This window comes from Acidovorax sp. ST3 (genome assembly GCF_003231145.1).
Lineage (GTDB): Bacteria > Pseudomonadota > Gammaproteobacteria > Burkholderiales > Burkholderiaceae_C > Acidovorax.
The window spans coordinates 308,127-323,429 of the sequence record NZ_QKVP01000003.1 but is presented as its reverse complement, the minus strand read 5'-3'; the positions used below and the strand labels follow the sequence as shown (position 1 = coordinate 323,429).

The window sequence follows — 15,303 nt, the reverse complement described above, 5'->3', positions numbered from 1 at the left end:
CTGGAGACAAGCATGCAGAACAGCCAGCCAAATTCCTCCCGCCGGAGCTTCTTCTCCGGTGCTGCCACCGTAGGCGCTGCCGCAGCCGCCGTGGTGGCCCTTCCCCAAGTGGCTCCGTCCGATGCCGTGGTGTCCGAGCCCGCGCGCGTCGCACCCGAAAAGGGCGGTGGTTACCACCTGTCTGCCCGCGTGAAGCAGTACTACAAGACCACCCAACTCTGACATCGGGGCACGCCATGTTGCTAACCAAGAAGTCTTCCCATTCCGTGCAGGGCAACAGCTCTGCATCTCCTTTTGTGCACAGCCTGCGCCGTGGCCTGTCGCAGGCCCTGCCCACCATGGATCGCCGCTCGTTCCTGCGCCGCTCCGGCCTGGGGGTGGGCGTGGGCATCGCCGCGTCGCAGCTCACGCTGGTCAAGAAATCCAACGCGGCCGAAGGTGCCAAGGTTGGCATCGGCGACAGCAAGATTGAAGTGCGCCGCACCGTGTGCACCCACTGCTCGGTGGGTTGCGCCGTGGATGCGGTGGTTGAGAACGGTGTGTGGGTGCGCCAGGAGGCGGTGTTCGACTCGCCCATCAACCTGGGCGCCCACTGCGCCAAGGGCGCGGCCTTGCGCGAGCACGGCCACGGCGAGTACCGCCTGCGTTACCCCATGAAGCTCGTCAACGGCAAGTACGAGCGCATCAGCTGGGACACGGCACTGAACGAGATCACCGCCAAGATGCAGGAGCTGCGCAAGGCCAGCGGCCCGGACAGCGTGTACTTCGTGGGCTCGTCCAAGCACAACAACGAACAGGCCTACCTGCTGCGCAAGTTCGTGAGCTTCTGGGGCACCAACAACTGCGACCACCAGGCGCGCATTTGCCACTCGACCACGGTGGCAGGTGTGGCGAATACCTGGGGCTATGGCGCCATGACCAATTCGTACAACGACATGCAGAACAGCAAGGTCGCTCTGTACATCGGCTCTAACGCGGCCGAGGCCCATCCGGTGTCCATGCTGCACATGCTGCACGCCAAGGAAACCGGCTGCAAGATGATCGTGGTGGACCCCCGCTTCACCCGCACGGCAGCCAAGGCCGACGAGTACGTGCGCATCCGCTCGGGCACCGATATTCCGTTCCTGTTCGGTCTGCTGTACCACATCTTCAAGAACGGCTGGGAAGACAAGAAGTACATCAACGACCGTGTCTATGGCATGGACAAGGTGCGCGACGAAGTACTGGCCAAGTGGACCCCCGACAAGGTGGAAGAGGCATGTGGCGTCAAGGAAGACCAGATGTTCAAGGTCGCCAAGATGCTGCACGACAACAACCCCGGCACCATCGTCTGGTGCATGGGGCAGACCCAGCACACCATCGGCAACGCCATGGTGCGTGCGTCGTGCATCCTGCAACTGGCTTTGGGCAACGTGGGCAAGAGCGGTGGCGGCACCAACATTTTCCGTGGCCACGACAACGTGCAGGGCGCGACCGATGTCGGCCCCAACCCCGACTCGCTGCCTGGCTACTACGGCCTGGCCGAGGGTTCGTGGAAGCACTTCGCCAACGTGTGGGGTGTGGACTTCGAGTGGATCAAGAAGCAGTATGCATCGCCCGCGATGATGACCAAGAACGGCATCACCGTGTCGCGCTGGATCGACGGCGTGCTGGAGAACAACGAGCTGATCGATCAGGACTCCAACCTGCGCGGCGTGTTCTTCTGGGGCCATGCGCCCAACTCGCAAACCCGTGGCCTCGAAATGAAGCGCGCCATGGACAAGCTGGACCTGCTGGTGGTGGTGGACCCCTATCCATCGGCCACCGCCGCCATGGCCGCCATGCCCGGCAAGGCCGAGGACCTGAACCCCAACCGCGCGGTGTACCTGCTGCCAGCGGCCACGCAGTTCGAGACCAGCGGATCGTGCACGGCCTCGAACCGTTCCATACAGTGGCGCGAGAAGGTGATCGAGCCGCTGTGGGAGAGCCGCTCCGACCACATGATCATGTACCAGTTCGCGCAAAAGCTCGGCTTTGCCGATGAGTTGTGCAAGAACTACAAGATGCAGAAGGTCAAGGGCATGGACGAGCCCGTGCCCGAGGACATCCTGCGCGAAATCAATAAGTCGGTCTGGACCATTGGCTACACCGGCCAAAGCCCTGAACGCCTGAAGGCCCACATGAAGAACATGCACTTGTTCGATGTGAAGACCCTCAAGGCCAAGGGCGGCAAGGACAAGGAAACCGGCTACGACTTTGGCGGTGACTACTTTGGCCTGCCATGGCCCTGCTATGGCACGCCCGAGCTCAAGCACCCTGGCTCGCCCAACCTGTACGACACCTCCAAGCATGTGATTGACGGTGGCGGCAACTTCCGTGCGAACTTCGGGGTGGAAAAAGACGGCGTCAACCTGCTGGCCGAAGACGGCTCGCATTCGCTGGGCTGCGAGATCACCACGGGCTACCCCGAGTTCGACCATGTGCTGCTGAAAAAGCTGGGCTGGTGGGACGACCTGAGTGATGCCGAGAAGGCCAAGGCCGAAGGCAAGAACTGGAAGACCGACCCCACCGGCGCGATCATCCGTGTGGCCCTGAAGCATGGTTGCCATCCTTTTGGCAACGCCAAGGCGCGCGCCGTGGTGTGGAACTTCCCTGATGCCATTCCGCAGCACCGCGAGCCCCTGTATGGAACGCGGCCGGACCTCATGGCCAAGTACCCGACCCACGACGACAAGAAGGCCTTCTGGCGCTTGCCCACGCTCTACAAGACCGTGCAGGAAAAGAACATTGCCGACAAGGTGAGCGAGAAGTTCCCGCTGATCATGAGCTCGGGCCGTCTGGTCGAGTACGAAGGCGGCGGTGAGGAAACCCGCTCCAACCCCTGGCTGGCCGAATTGCAGCAAGAGTCGTTCGTCGAGATCAACCCAAAAACCGCTGCCGACCGGGGCATTCGCAACGGCGAGCGCGTGTGGCTCAGTTCGCCCACGGGCGCCCGCATCAACGTGCAGGCGCTGGTCACCGAGCGTGTGGCACCCGACACGGTGTGGATGCCGTTCCACTTCTCGGGCCGCTGGCAGGGGGCGGACATGCTGGCGTATTACCCCAAGGGCGCTGCACCCGTGGTGCGCGGTGAAGCCGTGAACACGGCCACCACCTATGGCTACGACAGTGTGACCATGATGCAAGAAACCAAGACCACGATCTGCAACGTGGAACGCGCCTGATCGCGCCACGCAAGGAGACACACATGGCACGAATGAAATTCATCTGCGACGCAGAGCGCTGCATCGAGTGCAACGGCTGCGTGACCGCCTGCAAGAACGAACACGAAGTACCCTGGGGTGTGAACCGCCGCCGCGTGGTCACCCTGAACGACGGTGTGCCGGGCGAAAAGTCCATCTCGGTGGCCTGCATGCATTGCAGCGATGCACCCTGCATGGCGGTTTGCCCTGTCAATTGCTTCTACCGCACCGAAGAGGGTGTGGTGCTGCACGACAAGGATGTGTGCATCGGCTGCGGCTACTGCAGCTATGCCTGCCCCTTTGGCGCACCGCAGTTCCCTGCATCCGGCACTTTTGGTGTGCGCGGCAAGATGGACAAATGCACCTTCTGCGCCGGTGGCCCTGAGACCCACGGCAGCCAGGCCGAGTTTGAAAAATACGGCCGCAACCGACTGGCCGAGGGCAAACTGCCCGCCTGCGCCGAAATGTGCTCGACCAAGGCCCTGTTGGCCGGTGATGGCGATGTGGTGGCGGACATCTTCCGCAACCGCGTGGTGCAGCGCGGCAAGGGTGCCGAGGTGTGGGGCTGGGGCACGGCCTACGGCTCTCAACAGGCAGGCCAGCCTGCAGGAGGCAAGTCATGATGCAGCGCACCGTACACCTGACCCTGGCCGCTGCGGTGGCCGCCCTGGCACTCACAGCCTGCGGCGAGAAACCGCAGACCGGCATGGGCATCCGCAGCGATGCTCCGCCTTACGCGGGCACTGGCAGCAACTTCACGCAGCCTGGCTGGAAAGCCGGTGACAAATCCAGCTGGGAAGCGCAGTTGAAAGCGCGCCAGCAGTACGGCCAGAACGAATACACCCGCACCCAGGCGAAGTGAGGTCCACCATGAAATACATCGTGTGGTCCATGGCCCTGGCGGCCAGTCTGGCCTGTGGGCTGGCTGGCGCACAGGCGCAGCCAGCTGCGCCAGACGCAGCGGCAGCGGCCCCCTCGGCCCCCGCAGCCGCCACCGCGCCCGCTGCCGTGGGCGGCGTGCAAAGCCAGAACATCTTTCAGGTCAAACCCGACGCCAGCGCTGATCCCAAATACGCGGAACAGAGCAACGGCGAACGCATGAAGGTGCAGCCCGGTAACAACGCGCCCATGTGGCGCCAGGTCGGGCAGGGCGTGACGGGCTACAGCAGCCTGCCGGTGACCCAGGCGCCCGAGGCGGGCAACCTGATCCAGCGCTTTGTGCAGTACCCCGGCTCGCGGGTGACCAACGCGGGCGAAGCCTGGCGGCAGGTGCGCAACAACTGGATCATTCCCTACGGTGGTTCGTTGCTACTAATCGTGGCGGGTGCGATTGCGCTGTTTTACTGGCGCAAGGGCATGATCATGCTGCACGGTGCCGAGACGGGTCGCAAGATCGAGCGCTTCACGCCCTTCGAGCGGTCGGCGCACTGGGCAAATGCCATTGCTTTCGTGGCCCTGGCGTTGTCTGGCCTGGTGATGGCGTTTGGCAAGTTCTTCCTGCTGCCGGTGATGGGCAGCACGCTGTTTGGCTGGCTGACCTACGCGCTCAAGAACGTGCACAACTTTGCGGGTCCCTTGTTCGCGGTCTCGCTGACCATCGTGTTCTTCACGTTTGTGAAGGACAACCTGCCCACCAAGGAAGACATCACCTGGATCGTGAAAGGCGGTGGTCTGCTGTCAGGTCACGAAGTCCCTTCGCACCGCTTCAACGCGGGTGAAAAGGTCGTTTTCTGGGCCGGCGTGCTGGGGCTGGGCTTCATCGTGGTCGCCTCGGGGCTGGTGCTCGACAAGCTGATCCCCGGCCTGATCTATGAGCGCGGCACCATGCAGATCGCACACATGGTGCATGCCGTGGCGACGGTGGTGATGATGGTGATGTTCATGGGCCACATCTATATGGGCACCGTGGGCATGCAGGGCGCCTACAAGGCCATGCGCACGGGCTACGTTGACGAGACCTGGGCCAAGGAACACCACGAGCTGTGGTACGACGACATCCAGGCTGGCAAGATCCCCAAACAGCGCAGCGCGACCGCCCCCGCCGGGGAAGCCGCTGCAGGCAAGCCCGTTCAGGCATGAGGCGCTCCATGACAACAATGCAAATCCTCACCTCCAAAACCGTGGTGGCGCTGTGCGCCGCCGGCTTGTGCACGCTGGCATCCGCCAAGCTGCCGGCTCCATCCCCCGAGGCCGCTGCCAAGGCTGCCGAGGCTGCCGCCAAGGCTGCATGGGCCGGCAAGGTGGACAACTACAAGCTGTGCCTGTCGCAAGACAAGGTGGCTGCGCACTACCGCAAGACAACGCCCTCGGCCAAGCCAGCGGTGGCGGGTGGAGCTGCTTGCGCAGATCCCGGCCCCTTCGCCTACACACCGCCAGCCGCCAAACCTGCCGAGGCTGCAGGAGCCCATTCGCCACCAGGCACGGCCAGCAGCCCTCCCAGCACGCAGGTGCCGGCAGCAGCGGCTGCGCCTGCCTCCAAATCCTGACGCACGCTGTCGCTTCAGGCTACGAGCCGCGTTCCCTGGTGGGGCGCGGCTTTTTTGTGGGCGGTGGTGCGAAGGGTGCCTGGCGGGGCCCACATGCCGGGGCACTGTGGCGCAACCACTTCGCAACCTATTCCCTTTCGCCCACCGTTGGCGTCTCGCACTGCGTATATTTGCCCCATGAGTTCTTCGTCTGCCCCTTCCGGCTCGTCCATGCTCGCGCTGCCGCGCTTGACGCGGGCCCATGCCCCGCTGACCCACGCGGTGGAGATCGTGAATGAGCTGGGCGAGCGCGAGCAGGTGCAGATCCCGGCCGAGCGTCCGCTGACGATTTATGTGGACAAGCGCGAGCTCGTCACGCTGATGACATTGGGTGGGCAACCGGAGTTGCTGGTGCTGGGCTATTTGCGCAACCAGCGGCTCGTCGAGTCGGTGTTCGACATTGAATCCATCACGGTCGATTGGGAGGTGCATGCCGCTGCCGTGCGCACGCGCCACGGCATCGCGCGCATTGAGGAGCGCACGGCCAGCAAGGTCGTCACCACGGGCTGCGGGCAGGGCAGCGTGTTTGGCGGGCTCATGGACGAAGTGGACCGCATCCAGTTGCCCGCCGCCCGCCTGACCCAGGGCCAGCTTTACGGCATCGTCAATGCAATTCGCCTCAAGGAGACCACCTACAAGTCATCCGGCTCGGTCCACGGCTGTGCGTTGTTCCAGGGGGAAGAGCTGCTCACCTTTGTGGAGGATGTCGGACGCCACAATGCCATCGACACCATTGCCGGCTGGATGTGGATGAACCCTGACACGCCTGCGTCAGGCAGCCCCGCTGAAGGCTCTGCGCCCGCTCCCATGTTGGGGGCGGACAAGGTGTTCTACACCACGGGCCGTCTTACTAGCGAGATGGTCATCAAGTCGGCACAGATGGGTGTGCCCATCGTGGTGTCCCGCAGCGGCATGACCCAGATGGGCCACGCCGTGGCCCAGCAGTTGGGCCTGTGCGCCATCGGGCGCGCGACCAATCGCCGCTTTGTCTGCTACAGCGGTGCGCACCGCCTGGTTCTGCAGCCGGAGCTGGCGCAGGCACCCGTTGTGCCACCCGCGCAGACCGCTGGCCCACGCTGAGGCCCGGTGGTGCCCGGCGTGCACCGCCGGGTGGGGGCAGGACGAAAAAAAGCCGGCGTCTGAGCGCCGGCTTTTCGTTGTGGGTCGTCAGGGCTCAGTAGCGACCGCCGCCAAAGCCGCCGTTGCCATAGCCAACGTCCGAGCGCTTGTTGGTGTTGTAACCCGATGCGCTGTAGCCATCGGCGCCGCCGGTGGTTTCACGCGGTCGGGCGAGGTTGACCACGATCGAGCGTCCATCCACGGACATGCCGTGCAGTGCGCTGATGGCCGCCTGGGCCACTTCGGCATTGGCCATTTCCACGAATCCAAAGCCTTTGGAGCGGCCGGTTTCGCGGTCCATCATGACCTTGGCGGAAGACACACCGCCGAACTCGGCGAAGTTGCTTTCGAGGGTGGCGTCGGTCACGGAGTAGGGCAGGTTGCCCACGTAGATTTTGCTGCTCATGGAAGAGCCCTTCTGAGGTGTGGTGCGCACGAAAAGCGTACCGTGGGGAGACAGTTGCGCGCGCCGGCTGGCCTGGCAACTGAAGGGGTGGATGGGTGACTGGTGAGAACGATCTGGCGTTTGCAGATCCATCCATCAGCACACAGGTGGGTGTGCCATGCAGGACTGGAGCCAGCCCTGGGTGACTGCAAAGAGCCGCGCAGCCTCGCGCGAGGCAAAGGCTTTGTCAAAACGGAACACGCGGCAGTAGCTGCCGTTGCCTGCGGCGCGCTGGACCGAGAAGGAGGCGCGAAAGCCGCCGCAGTCGGTGGGGTGTGTCGCGGGCGAAACGACGTACTGGCCCATGGAGATGGCGTTATTTGAAATCTGGTGCATTCGGGAACGCAGACCTGCACAGGTTTGCGTGAGCATCGATGGACTCGGTGGGCTGCAGCTCTTCAGACCCACTGGGCGACAAGCGTCGCTAAAGGCGTCCCGCCTGGGACGTTGAAATCGCGTGGAGGCAGGGGTTGCGATGACAGCTCGCGTCGTGAGCGGTAACTGCAACAAGTCGAATTATGCTCCATAAGTTATTTAATATCAAATCAATATTATTTTTAGTTTTATTTTGCCACTGGGAAGGCCCTTGCCAGCGGTACGAGCGCCGGGGCAATGGCGCCATGGAGCAGGCTATGGATTGCTCAGCTCAGGGGCTCGCGGAGTGGCGCGCAGCCTCCGAGTTTCGGCTGCGATCATGCGCATCGAGACGTCAACCTGCGATGGCATGATGCGCGCATGAAAGACCTGAACGCCAGCAGCAGCACCTGGGCCGACACGTTACCCAGCCAATGGGGCCCCGAGTTGGCCCACACGGAGATTGAAGTTCCTTTGGGCCGGTCTCCGCAGGATCCGCCGCCACCGCTGTCAGGCAGGGCGGCTCTTGCGCCAAGCCATCTTTCGCTGTGGGGCTGGATGCGCGAGGGATTGCGTGCGGCCTTGTTCCTGGCGCCGCGCACGGGCGCCGCAGCGCCCACGCCCTGGCAGTTGCTGGTGCTGTCGCTGATCAGCGCGGCGTTGCTGGTGGGGGCCGCACGGTGGCAGGTGGTGGGCCCTGCGCAGTTCAGCCTGCGGGGTTGGCTTGCACCCATGTGGAGCGGCTTGGTGCTGCTGTGGCTGGCATGGTGGGCCATGGCGCCCGCACAGCGAGCGCCGGCCCTGGCGGACGAGCCTCGGGCGCCCAGCCCTTCCGGCGGATTGGCGGCCTGGTATGTGCTGTCAGCGTGGGCCCCTCTGGGGCCCTTGCTGGTGCTGTACGTGTTGATGGGGATGGCGGTTCACCAGCCGGATTGGTGGAGCGGCGCGGTGGCCAGCATCGTTTTCTGGGTCGCCTATGGCGTGCTCACTGTTTGGGTGCTTGCCACCCTGGTGGTTGTGAGTGCACGCTTCATCCGCTCGCGTGTGCGAACCGCGGTGTTTGGACTGGCGATGGCCGCAGTGGTGGGCGTGGGGATGTGGCAGTTTCAGGACCAGCCCTGGGACGAGGACGCCCAGGCGCTGGCGGATGTCTCTGCGCAGTCGGCCGACGGTGCTTCGCCTGCCGAACCTGCACACCTGGCACTGTCACAGGGCCTGTTTGAAGGCCAGCAGCTGCTGTGGCAACAGCAGGTGGAGGCCTTGGCGCCCGAGCGCCCTGGGGTGACGGATGTGTACGGGCTGGTGTTTGCCCCGTATGCGGATGAAAACGTGTTCCGCCGCGAAAGCAGCATGGTCAGCACGCTGCTGCAGGAGCGGTTTGACGCCCAGGGGCGGGTGCTGCACCTGCTCAACCATGCAGACACTGCCCAGACCCACCCGTGGGCAACGCCCGAGAACCTGCAGCGCGCCATTGCAGCCCTGGCTGCACGCATGGACCGTGAGCACGATGTGCTGGTGATCTACATGACCTCGCACGGCGCGCGCAACCATGAGCTGGCGGCGTCGCATTGGCCGCTGGAGGTGCCGCCGGTGACACCCGAGATGCTGCGCGCGGCGCTGGACCAGGCGGGTATCCGCAACCGTGTGATCGCGGTGTCTGCATGCTTTTCCGGGGGCTGGATCGAACCGCTGGCTACGGACAGCACCCTGATCATGACAGCGGCCGATGCCACCCACACCTCGTATGGCTGCGGCAGGTTGTCGGAGCTGACCTTTTTTGGCCGCGCGGTGTTCCATGAGCAACTGCGCCAGACCCATTCTTTTACCGAGGCATTTGCCAGAGCGGTCCCGCTGATCCAGCAGCGCGAGGTCGAGGCCGGAAAAGCCGATGGCTTCTCGAACCCGCAGATCCGCGTGGGCCCGCAGATCACCCCTGTGTTACACGCCATGGAGCAACGGCTGCAGGCGCTGGCGACCAACGCCACCAACGAAATCCCCGCCGTGGCAGCGGACACGGCAGAACCGGCGCTGTCGCCGGCTGCGGCGACCCCGCCCGCTGCCACCCCCGCTGCGCGGCCCTGAAGGTTGGCCTTGATCCGGCGCTAACACCCCACAGACCGCCAGCCCGTTGGCTTTGCGCTAAGGTCCAATCATGAACCTGTCTTTTTTGCGCCTTGGCTGGCGCACCCTGGCCCGGGACCTGCGTGCGGGCGAGTTGCGCCTGCTGATCGTGGCCGTCACCCTGGCCGTGGCCGCGCTCACGTCGGTGGGGTTTTTTGCGGATCGTCTGCAAGGCGGTCTGCAGCGCGATGCCCTGCAGCTACTGGGGGGCGATGCGGTGGTGGCCAGCGACAACCCGACGCCAGCCGCTTTTGTGGAGCGCGCCAAGGCGCTCGGGCTCCAGTCGGTGACCACGCTGGGCTTTCCGACCATGGGCCGCGCGAGCGATGCGCAGGGTGGCGCCAGCAAGCTGGTGGCGCTCAAAAGTGTGCAGCCGGGCTACCCGCTGCGCGGCAGCCTCACGGTGGCAGATGCCCCTGGCGCGCTGGAGCAGCCGACGCGCGACATCCCGGCGCCCGGCGAGGTGTGGGTGGATGCGCCGCTGCTCGAATCGCTCAACCTCGCCATGGGCGACAAGCTGTTGCTGGGCGATGCACAGCTGCGCATTGCGCGCATCATCGTCATCGAGCCGGACCGGGGCGCGGGCTTCATGAGCTTTGCGCCGCGGGTGATGGTCAACGAACGTGACCTGCCCGCCACGGGCCTGGTGCAGCCCGCCAGCCGCCTGACGTATCGCTTTGCCGTCATCGGCCCGGCACCTGCGATCCAGGCGTTCAACGAGTGGGCAGTGACCGAAGCCAAAAAGCCCGAAGTGCATGGCGTGCGCGTGGAGTCGCTGGAAAGCGGCCGTCCCGAAATGCGCCAGACGCTGGACCGCGCCCAGAAATTCCTGAGCCTGGTGGCGCTGCTGGCCGCGCTGCTCTCGGCCGTGGCCGTGGCGCTGGCCGCACGCGGGTTTGCGGCGGAGCACCTTGACGCCTCGGCCATGTTGCGCGTGCTGGGGCAGAGCCAGCGCACCATTGCGGGGGCCTACACCACGGAGTTCGCGCTCATTGGCCTGTTTGCCAGCTCGCTGGGTGTTGCGCTGGGCTACGTGGTGCATTACGCCTTTGTGCTGCTGCTGGCGGGCCTGGTGGAGTCGGCCCTGCCGCCGCCCAGCCTGTGGCCGGTGGTGTTTGGCCTGGGCATGGGGCTCACGCTGTTGTTGGCGTTTGGCCTGCCGCCGGTGCTGCAACTGGCGCAGGTGCCGCCGCTGCGGGTGATCCGGCGCGATGTGGGCGGGCTCAAGCCGGCCTCGCTGGCCGTGCTGGGTGTCGGCATTGCGGGCTTTGCCGCGCTGTTGCTGGCAGTCAGCAGCGACATCAAGCTGGGGCTGATTGCCGTGGGTGGCTTTGCGGGTGCGGTGGCGCTGTTTGCGGGGTTGTCGTGGGTAGCAGTCAAGCTGTTGCGCAAGAGTGTGAACGAGGCCACGGCCCCGCGCTGGCTGGTGCTGGCCACGCGGCAGATCTCTGCACGCCCGGCCTATGCCGTGGTGCAGGTCAGCAGCCTGGCGGTGGGCCTGCTGGCCCTGGTGCTGCTGGTGCTGCTGCGCACCGACCTCATCAGCAGCTGGCGCAAGGCGACGCCGCCCGACGCGCCCAACCGCTTTGTCATCAACGTGATGCCAGACCAGTCCGAGGCGTTTCAGCAGACGCTCAAAGACAGTGGCGTGGCGCGCTACGACTGGTACCCCATGATCCGGGGGCGCCTGGTGGCCGTGAACGGCAAGCCGGTGGGCCCCGACAACTACACCGACGACCGCGCCAAGCGCCTGGTGGACCGTGAATTCAACCTCTCCAACGCCGTGGAGGCGCCGCCGCACAACCAGGTGGTGGCCGGACGCTGGACGCCGGGTGAGGAGGGCGCCATCAGCGTGGAAGAAGGTATTGCCCAAACTTTGGGCCTGCAGTTGGGGGACCGCTTGCAGTTCGATATGGGCGGTATACAGGACGAGGCCCGCATCACCAGCCTGCGCAAGGTGGACTGGGGCTCCATGCGCGCCAATTTCTTTGTGATGTACCCGGTGGCAGAGGTCAAGGGCGTTCCGGTGACCTACCTGGCCGCCTACCGCGCCCCCGAAACCCACGGTTTTGACAATGCGCTGGTGCGCCAGTTTCCCAACATCACCAACGTGGACATGGGCGCCACCATTGCCCAGGTGCAGCGGGTGCTGGAGCAGGTGATCCGGGCGGTGGAGTTTTTGTTTGCCTTCACGCTCGCGGCCGGGCTGGTGGTGCTGTTTGCCGCCGTCACCGCCACCCGCGAGGAGCGCGCACGGGAGTACGCCATCATGCGGGCCGTGGGTGCCCGGGCCAGCCTGCTGCGCCAGGTGCAGCGGGCCGAACTGGTGGGCGTGGGTCTGCTGGCGGGCTTTCTGGCCAGTGCTGTGGCCGTGGGCGTGGGCTGGGCACTGGCCCGCTACGTTTTTGACTTCACCTGGACGGCTGCTCCCTGGGTGCCGCTGGCGGGGGCACTGGCAGGCGCAGTGCTGGCGCTGGCTGCGGGCTGGTGGGGCCTGCGTGAGGTGCTGCTGCGCCCCGTGGTGGATACGCTGAGGCGCGCCGCTGAATAACGCGCTGGCACACAGGTCCAGTGCACTGCCTGGACAGGCGGTGGGTCTCATGGGGCGGCTTTTGCCGCCCTCGGTGGCAGAGCACGTTCTTTGGATGTTTAGCCGGCCCGCCGTCCAGACAATGCCTGGCCGACCACACAACGCCCGCACGCGAAGCAAGGGGTTGCGGAACGTTGCCCCCTAGGGCTGATATTTGCGCAAAACGGGCAATAGCGCCGGTTGAATATACGCTGTTAGCTATCAAATAAATAGCGAATGCGTGCCAATGCGCTGACTGCGTTTACCGCATTTTTGCCGCTCCGGGCCTAAAAAATCGCTTTTTGGGCCACCGGTGCGACAATAGAGGGCTAAATGACAAGTTCCTTTTCCAATCTATCGCTGGCTGAGCCGCTGGCGCGCGCCGTAGCCGAAATGGGCTACGAGTCCATGACGCCCATCCAGGCGCAGGCCATCCCGGTGGTGCTCACCGGCCAAGACGTGATGGGCGCCGCCCAGACCGGCACCGGCAAAACGGCTGCCTTCTCGCTGCCCCTGCTGCAGCGTCTGCTCAAGCACGAGAACAGCTCTACATCCCCTGCGCGCCATCCCGTGCGCGCCCTGGTGCTGCTGCCCACCCGCGAGCTGGCGGACCAGGTGGCCCAGCAGATCGCCCTGTACGCCAAGCACACCAAGCTGCGCAGCACCGTGGTGTTTGGCGGCATGGACATGAAGCCCCAGACCATCGAACTGAAAAAGGGCGTCGAGGTGCTGGTGGCCACCCCCGGCCGCCTGCTGGACCATATTGAAGCCAAGAACGCGGTGCTCAACCAGGTGGAGTACGTGGTGCTCGACGAGGCGGACCGCATGCTGGACATCGGCTTCCTGCCGGATCTGCAGCGTATCCTGAGCTATCTGCCCAAGCAGCGCACCACACTGCTGTTCAGCGCCACCTTCTCGCCCGAGATCAAGCGCCTGGCCAGCAGCTACCTGCAAAACCCCATCACCATCGAGGTGGCCCGCCCGAACGAAACGGCCTCCACCGTGGAACAGCGCTTCTACAGCGCTAACGACGATGACAAGCGCCGCGCCATTCACCAAGTGCTCAAGACCCGTGGCATCAAGCAGGCGTTCATCTTCGTGAACAGCAAGCTCGGTTGCGCCCGTTTGGCGCGCAGCCTGGAGCGCGAGGGCCTCAAGACCGCCGCGCTGCACGGCGACAAGAGCCAGGACGAGCGTCTGAAGGCGCTGGAAGCCTTCAAAAAGGGCGAAGTCGATCTGCTGGTGTGTACCGATGTGGCTGCGCGCGGCCTGGACATCAAGGACGTGCCTGCGGTGTTCAACTTCGACGTGCCGTTCAACGCCGAAGACTATGTGCACCGCATCGGCCGCACGGGCCGTGCGGGCGCGTCGGGTTTGGCCGTCACGCTGGTGTCGGGCAGCGATGCCCGCCTGGTGGCCGACATCGAGAAGCTGATCAAGAAAAAGATCGATCTCGAAGCCATCGAGTACGAAGAAGACCGCCCCCGCGGCCGCATCAATGACGGCCGCCGCGCCTGGCGCGAATCGGGCGAGGCCGGAGACCCGCGCGACGTGATTCCCGCCGCCGTGCGCGAACGCAACGAGCGCCGCGAGCCGCGTGAACACCACCGGGGATTCCGCCCAGCGGTCGCATCGCGTGACCCCTTCTTTGAAAAGCCTTACGAACCCAGCAATGCGGATACCGCCCCCGCCTGGGAGGCCGCAGCCAAGTCGCCCGCGCGCAGCAGCATTTCGGCCAATATCAAACCCAAGCGCAAAGTGGCCGCCTTGTTCAAGGCTGTGCAGCCGGAAACCTCCACGCAATAAGCGCAAGCGCTCTCTTTGCGCTGACTGCCGTGTTGACTGTCCCGGGTTTGTTTTCCGCCCGGGCCTCTCATCTCCCTAGCGCCTGCTCTCTCTAGCCCGGCTGCTGCGCCTGTTCGCAGTGCACCTGCAGCAGCTCGCGGTCAGCCAGCGTCTTGCCAAAACGCACGGCGCTCAGGCAGCCTCCCCACACACAGCCGGTGTCCAGGCCCAGCAGGTCGCTGCGGTTGAGCCAGCCCAGCGTGGACCAGTGGCCAAAGGCCATCAAGGTGCCAGCAGTGCGCCGGCCCGGCACGTCAAACCAGGGCATCAGGCCCTCCGGGGCCGCGCTGGCGCTCTCGGTGCTTTCAAAATCCATCACCCCACCCGATGAGCAAAAGCGCATGCGCGTCAATGCGTTGACGATCACACGCAGCCGGTCCGTGCCGGTGAGTGCGTCATCCCAGTGATCGGGCGTGTTGCCGTACATGGCGTGCAGAAAGGCGGGCAAATCCGGGCTGCGCAGCACATCCTGCACCTCCTGCGCGCGTGCCAGCGTGTCAGCGGTGCTCCAGGCAGGGACCACGCCCGCATGCACCATCAGCAGGGTCTGACCGGAATGCTCGTGGGACCGCGCCAAGGCTTGATGACGCAGCCATTCGAGCAAAGCGCTGCGGTCCGGGGCGTCGAGCACCGAGGCCAAGGTATCGCGGCGCGACGGCTTGCGTGCGCCATGTGCAGCAGCGAGCAAGTGCAGGTCGTGGTTCCCCAGCAGGCAGCGGATGGCATCCCCCTGCTGCATGCAGCGGCGCAACACTGCAGCGGAGTCGGGGCCGCGGTTGACGAGGTCCCCGAGCAGGTACACCGTGTCCCGGCTGGCAGAAAAGCCGATGGTGTCCAGCAGGCGCCCCAGAGCGCCGTCGCAGCCCTGGATGTCGCCGATACAGTAAATAGCCATGATGGTCTGGGGTCGTAAAGGGTGTGGAGTGAAGCCTTGATTTTCTGCTGAGGCGCAATGGGCTTCGCGCGAGGCTTTTCACGTGGAGCACTGCACCTCACTGCGCAGTGGGTGTTGGGGAGCGTGGGTTGCCTGGATGGGCGCAGGCGTGTCTGCTAACCCAGGGTGTGCCAGCATATTCAGACCCTTGCCCGAGGGAGATAGTGCAC

General features: G+C 64.9%; 13 protein-coding genes. 10 read left to right on the top strand and 3 right to left on the bottom strand.

The annotated features are described in order from the left end of the window. The first annotated feature begins 12 nt into the window (after positions 1-12). The 7 genes from DNK89_RS10720 to DNK89_RS10690 all read left to right on the top strand — a co-directional run bounded on the left by DNK89_RS10720 (position 13) and on the right by DNK89_RS10690 (position 6,826). Positions 13-222: a hypothetical protein gene (locus tag DNK89_RS10720; RefSeq protein ID WP_015015429.1), complete on the top strand. Its 210-nt coding sequence runs from the start codon at positions 13-15 to the stop codon at positions 220-222. A 14-nt stretch (positions 223-236) separates the two neighbouring features. Continuing rightward, positions 237-3,203, top strand: coding sequence for a formate dehydrogenase subunit alpha (locus tag DNK89_RS10715; protein ID WP_110960079.1), 2,967 nt, complete (start codon positions 237-239; stop codon positions 3,201-3,203). A gap of 23 nt (positions 3,204-3,226) precedes the next feature. Further along, the gene (fdh3B, locus tag DNK89_RS10710) at positions 3,227-3,844 is read left to right on the top strand and encodes a formate dehydrogenase FDH3 subunit beta (protein WP_015015427.1); all 618 of its coding nucleotides are present in this window, start codon (positions 3,227-3,229) and stop codon (positions 3,842-3,844) included. Next, positions 3,841-4,083, top strand: a complete 243-nt coding sequence (locus DNK89_RS10705) for a hypothetical protein (RefSeq protein WP_015015426.1) — start codon at positions 3,841-3,843, stop codon at positions 4,081-4,083. The genes fdh3B and DNK89_RS10705 overlap by 4 nt, the downstream gene beginning before the upstream one ends. A gap of 8 nt (positions 4,084-4,091) precedes the next feature. Beyond that, complete coding sequence (locus DNK89_RS10700; protein ID WP_110960078.1) at positions 4,092-5,300, top strand: formate dehydrogenase subunit gamma; 1,209 nt, start codon at positions 4,092-4,094, stop codon at positions 5,298-5,300. A 17-nt stretch (positions 5,301-5,317) separates the two neighbouring features. Continuing rightward, entirely contained in the window at positions 5,318-5,707 is a 390-nt protein-coding gene (locus tag DNK89_RS10695; protein ID WP_203422256.1) for a hypothetical protein, read from the top strand. A 177-nt stretch (positions 5,708-5,884) separates the two neighbouring features. Further along, positions 5,885-6,826 carry a formate dehydrogenase accessory sulfurtransferase FdhD gene (locus DNK89_RS10690; RefSeq protein WP_110960077.1) on the top strand — a complete coding sequence of 314 codons (942 nt, stop codon included), beginning with the start codon at positions 5,885-5,887 and terminating at the stop codon, positions 6,824-6,826. Positions 6,827-6,920: 94 nt separating this feature from the next. Here DNK89_RS10690 and DNK89_RS10685 read toward each other — a convergent pair whose 3' ends face one another. Further along, positions 6,921-7,271 (bottom strand): RNA-binding protein, encoded by a 351-nt coding sequence (locus tag DNK89_RS10685; RefSeq protein ID WP_110960076.1) that lies wholly within the window; start codon positions 7,269-7,271, stop codon positions 6,921-6,923. Between the two features lie 135 nt (positions 7,272-7,406). Further along, the gene (locus tag DNK89_RS10680; RefSeq protein WP_203422246.1) at positions 7,407-7,646 is read right to left on the bottom strand and encodes a hypothetical protein; all 240 of its coding nucleotides are present in this window, start codon (positions 7,644-7,646) and stop codon (positions 7,407-7,409) included. A 399-nt stretch (positions 7,647-8,045) separates the two neighbouring features. On the opposite strand from DNK89_RS10680, the gene DNK89_RS10675 reads away from it, so the two are divergent. From DNK89_RS10675 to DNK89_RS10665, 3 genes are all read left to right on the top strand, one after another. Next, positions 8,046-9,746 (top strand): C13 family peptidase, encoded by a 1,701-nt coding sequence (locus DNK89_RS10675; RefSeq protein WP_110960074.1) that lies wholly within the window; start codon positions 8,046-8,048, stop codon positions 9,744-9,746. Between the two features lie 70 nt (positions 9,747-9,816). Further along, the gene (locus tag DNK89_RS10670) at positions 9,817-12,336 is read left to right on the top strand and encodes an ABC transporter permease (RefSeq protein WP_110960073.1); all 2,520 of its coding nucleotides are present in this window, start codon (positions 9,817-9,819) and stop codon (positions 12,334-12,336) included. A gap of 351 nt (positions 12,337-12,687) precedes the next feature. Beyond that, a complete protein-coding gene (locus tag DNK89_RS10665) occupies positions 12,688-14,160 on the top strand; it encodes a DEAD/DEAH box helicase (RefSeq protein WP_060986511.1) in 1,473 nt (490 codons plus the stop codon). A 91-nt stretch (positions 14,161-14,251) separates the two neighbouring features. Here the strand turns inward: DNK89_RS10665 and DNK89_RS10660 are convergent, their stop codons facing one another. Further along, entirely contained in the window at positions 14,252-15,094 is an 843-nt protein-coding gene (locus DNK89_RS10660; protein WP_110960072.1) for a symmetrical bis(5'-nucleosyl)-tetraphosphatase, read from the bottom strand. Between the last annotated feature and the right edge of the window lie 209 nt (positions 15,095-15,303).

Bases quoted from the DNA above. Each gene is read 5' to 3' on its own strand.
- DNK89_RS10690 (WP_110960077.1), top strand. From the start codon at position 5,885: ATGAGTTCTTCGTCTGCCCCTTCCGGCTCGTCCATGCTCGCGCTGCCG.
- DNK89_RS10665 (WP_060986511.1), top strand. From the start codon at position 12,688: ATGACAAGTTCCTTTTCCAATCTATCGCTGGCTGAGCCGCTGGCGCGC.
- DNK89_RS10660 (WP_110960072.1), bottom strand. From the start codon at position 15,094: ATGGCTATTTACTGTATCGGCGACATCCAGGGCTGCGACGGCGCTCTG.
- DNK89_RS10675 (WP_110960074.1), top strand. From the start codon at position 8,046: ATGAAAGACCTGAACGCCAGCAGCAGCACCTGGGCCGACACGTTACCC.
- fdh3B (WP_015015427.1), top strand. From the start codon at position 3,227: ATGGCACGAATGAAATTCATCTGCGACGCAGAGCGCTGCATCGAGTGC.
- DNK89_RS10720 (WP_015015429.1), top strand. From the start codon at position 13: ATGCAGAACAGCCAGCCAAATTCCTCCCGCCGGAGCTTCTTCTCCGGT.
- DNK89_RS10715 (WP_110960079.1), top strand. From the start codon at position 237: ATGTTGCTAACCAAGAAGTCTTCCCATTCCGTGCAGGGCAACAGCTCT.
- DNK89_RS10700 (WP_110960078.1), top strand. From the start codon at position 4,092: ATGAAATACATCGTGTGGTCCATGGCCCTGGCGGCCAGTCTGGCCTGT.
- DNK89_RS10685 (WP_110960076.1), bottom strand. From the start codon at position 7,271: ATGAGCAGCAAAATCTACGTGGGCAACCTGCCCTACTCCGTGACCGAC.
- DNK89_RS10705 (WP_015015426.1), top strand. From the start codon at position 3,841: ATGATGCAGCGCACCGTACACCTGACCCTGGCCGCTGCGGTGGCCGCC.
- DNK89_RS10680 (WP_203422246.1), bottom strand. From the start codon at position 7,646: ATGCACCAGATTTCAAATAACGCCATCTCCATGGGCCAGTACGTCGTT.
- DNK89_RS10695 (WP_203422256.1), top strand. From the start codon at position 5,318: ATGCAAATCCTCACCTCCAAAACCGTGGTGGCGCTGTGCGCCGCCGGC.
- DNK89_RS10670 (WP_110960073.1), top strand. From the start codon at position 9,817: ATGAACCTGTCTTTTTTGCGCCTTGGCTGGCGCACCCTGGCCCGGGAC.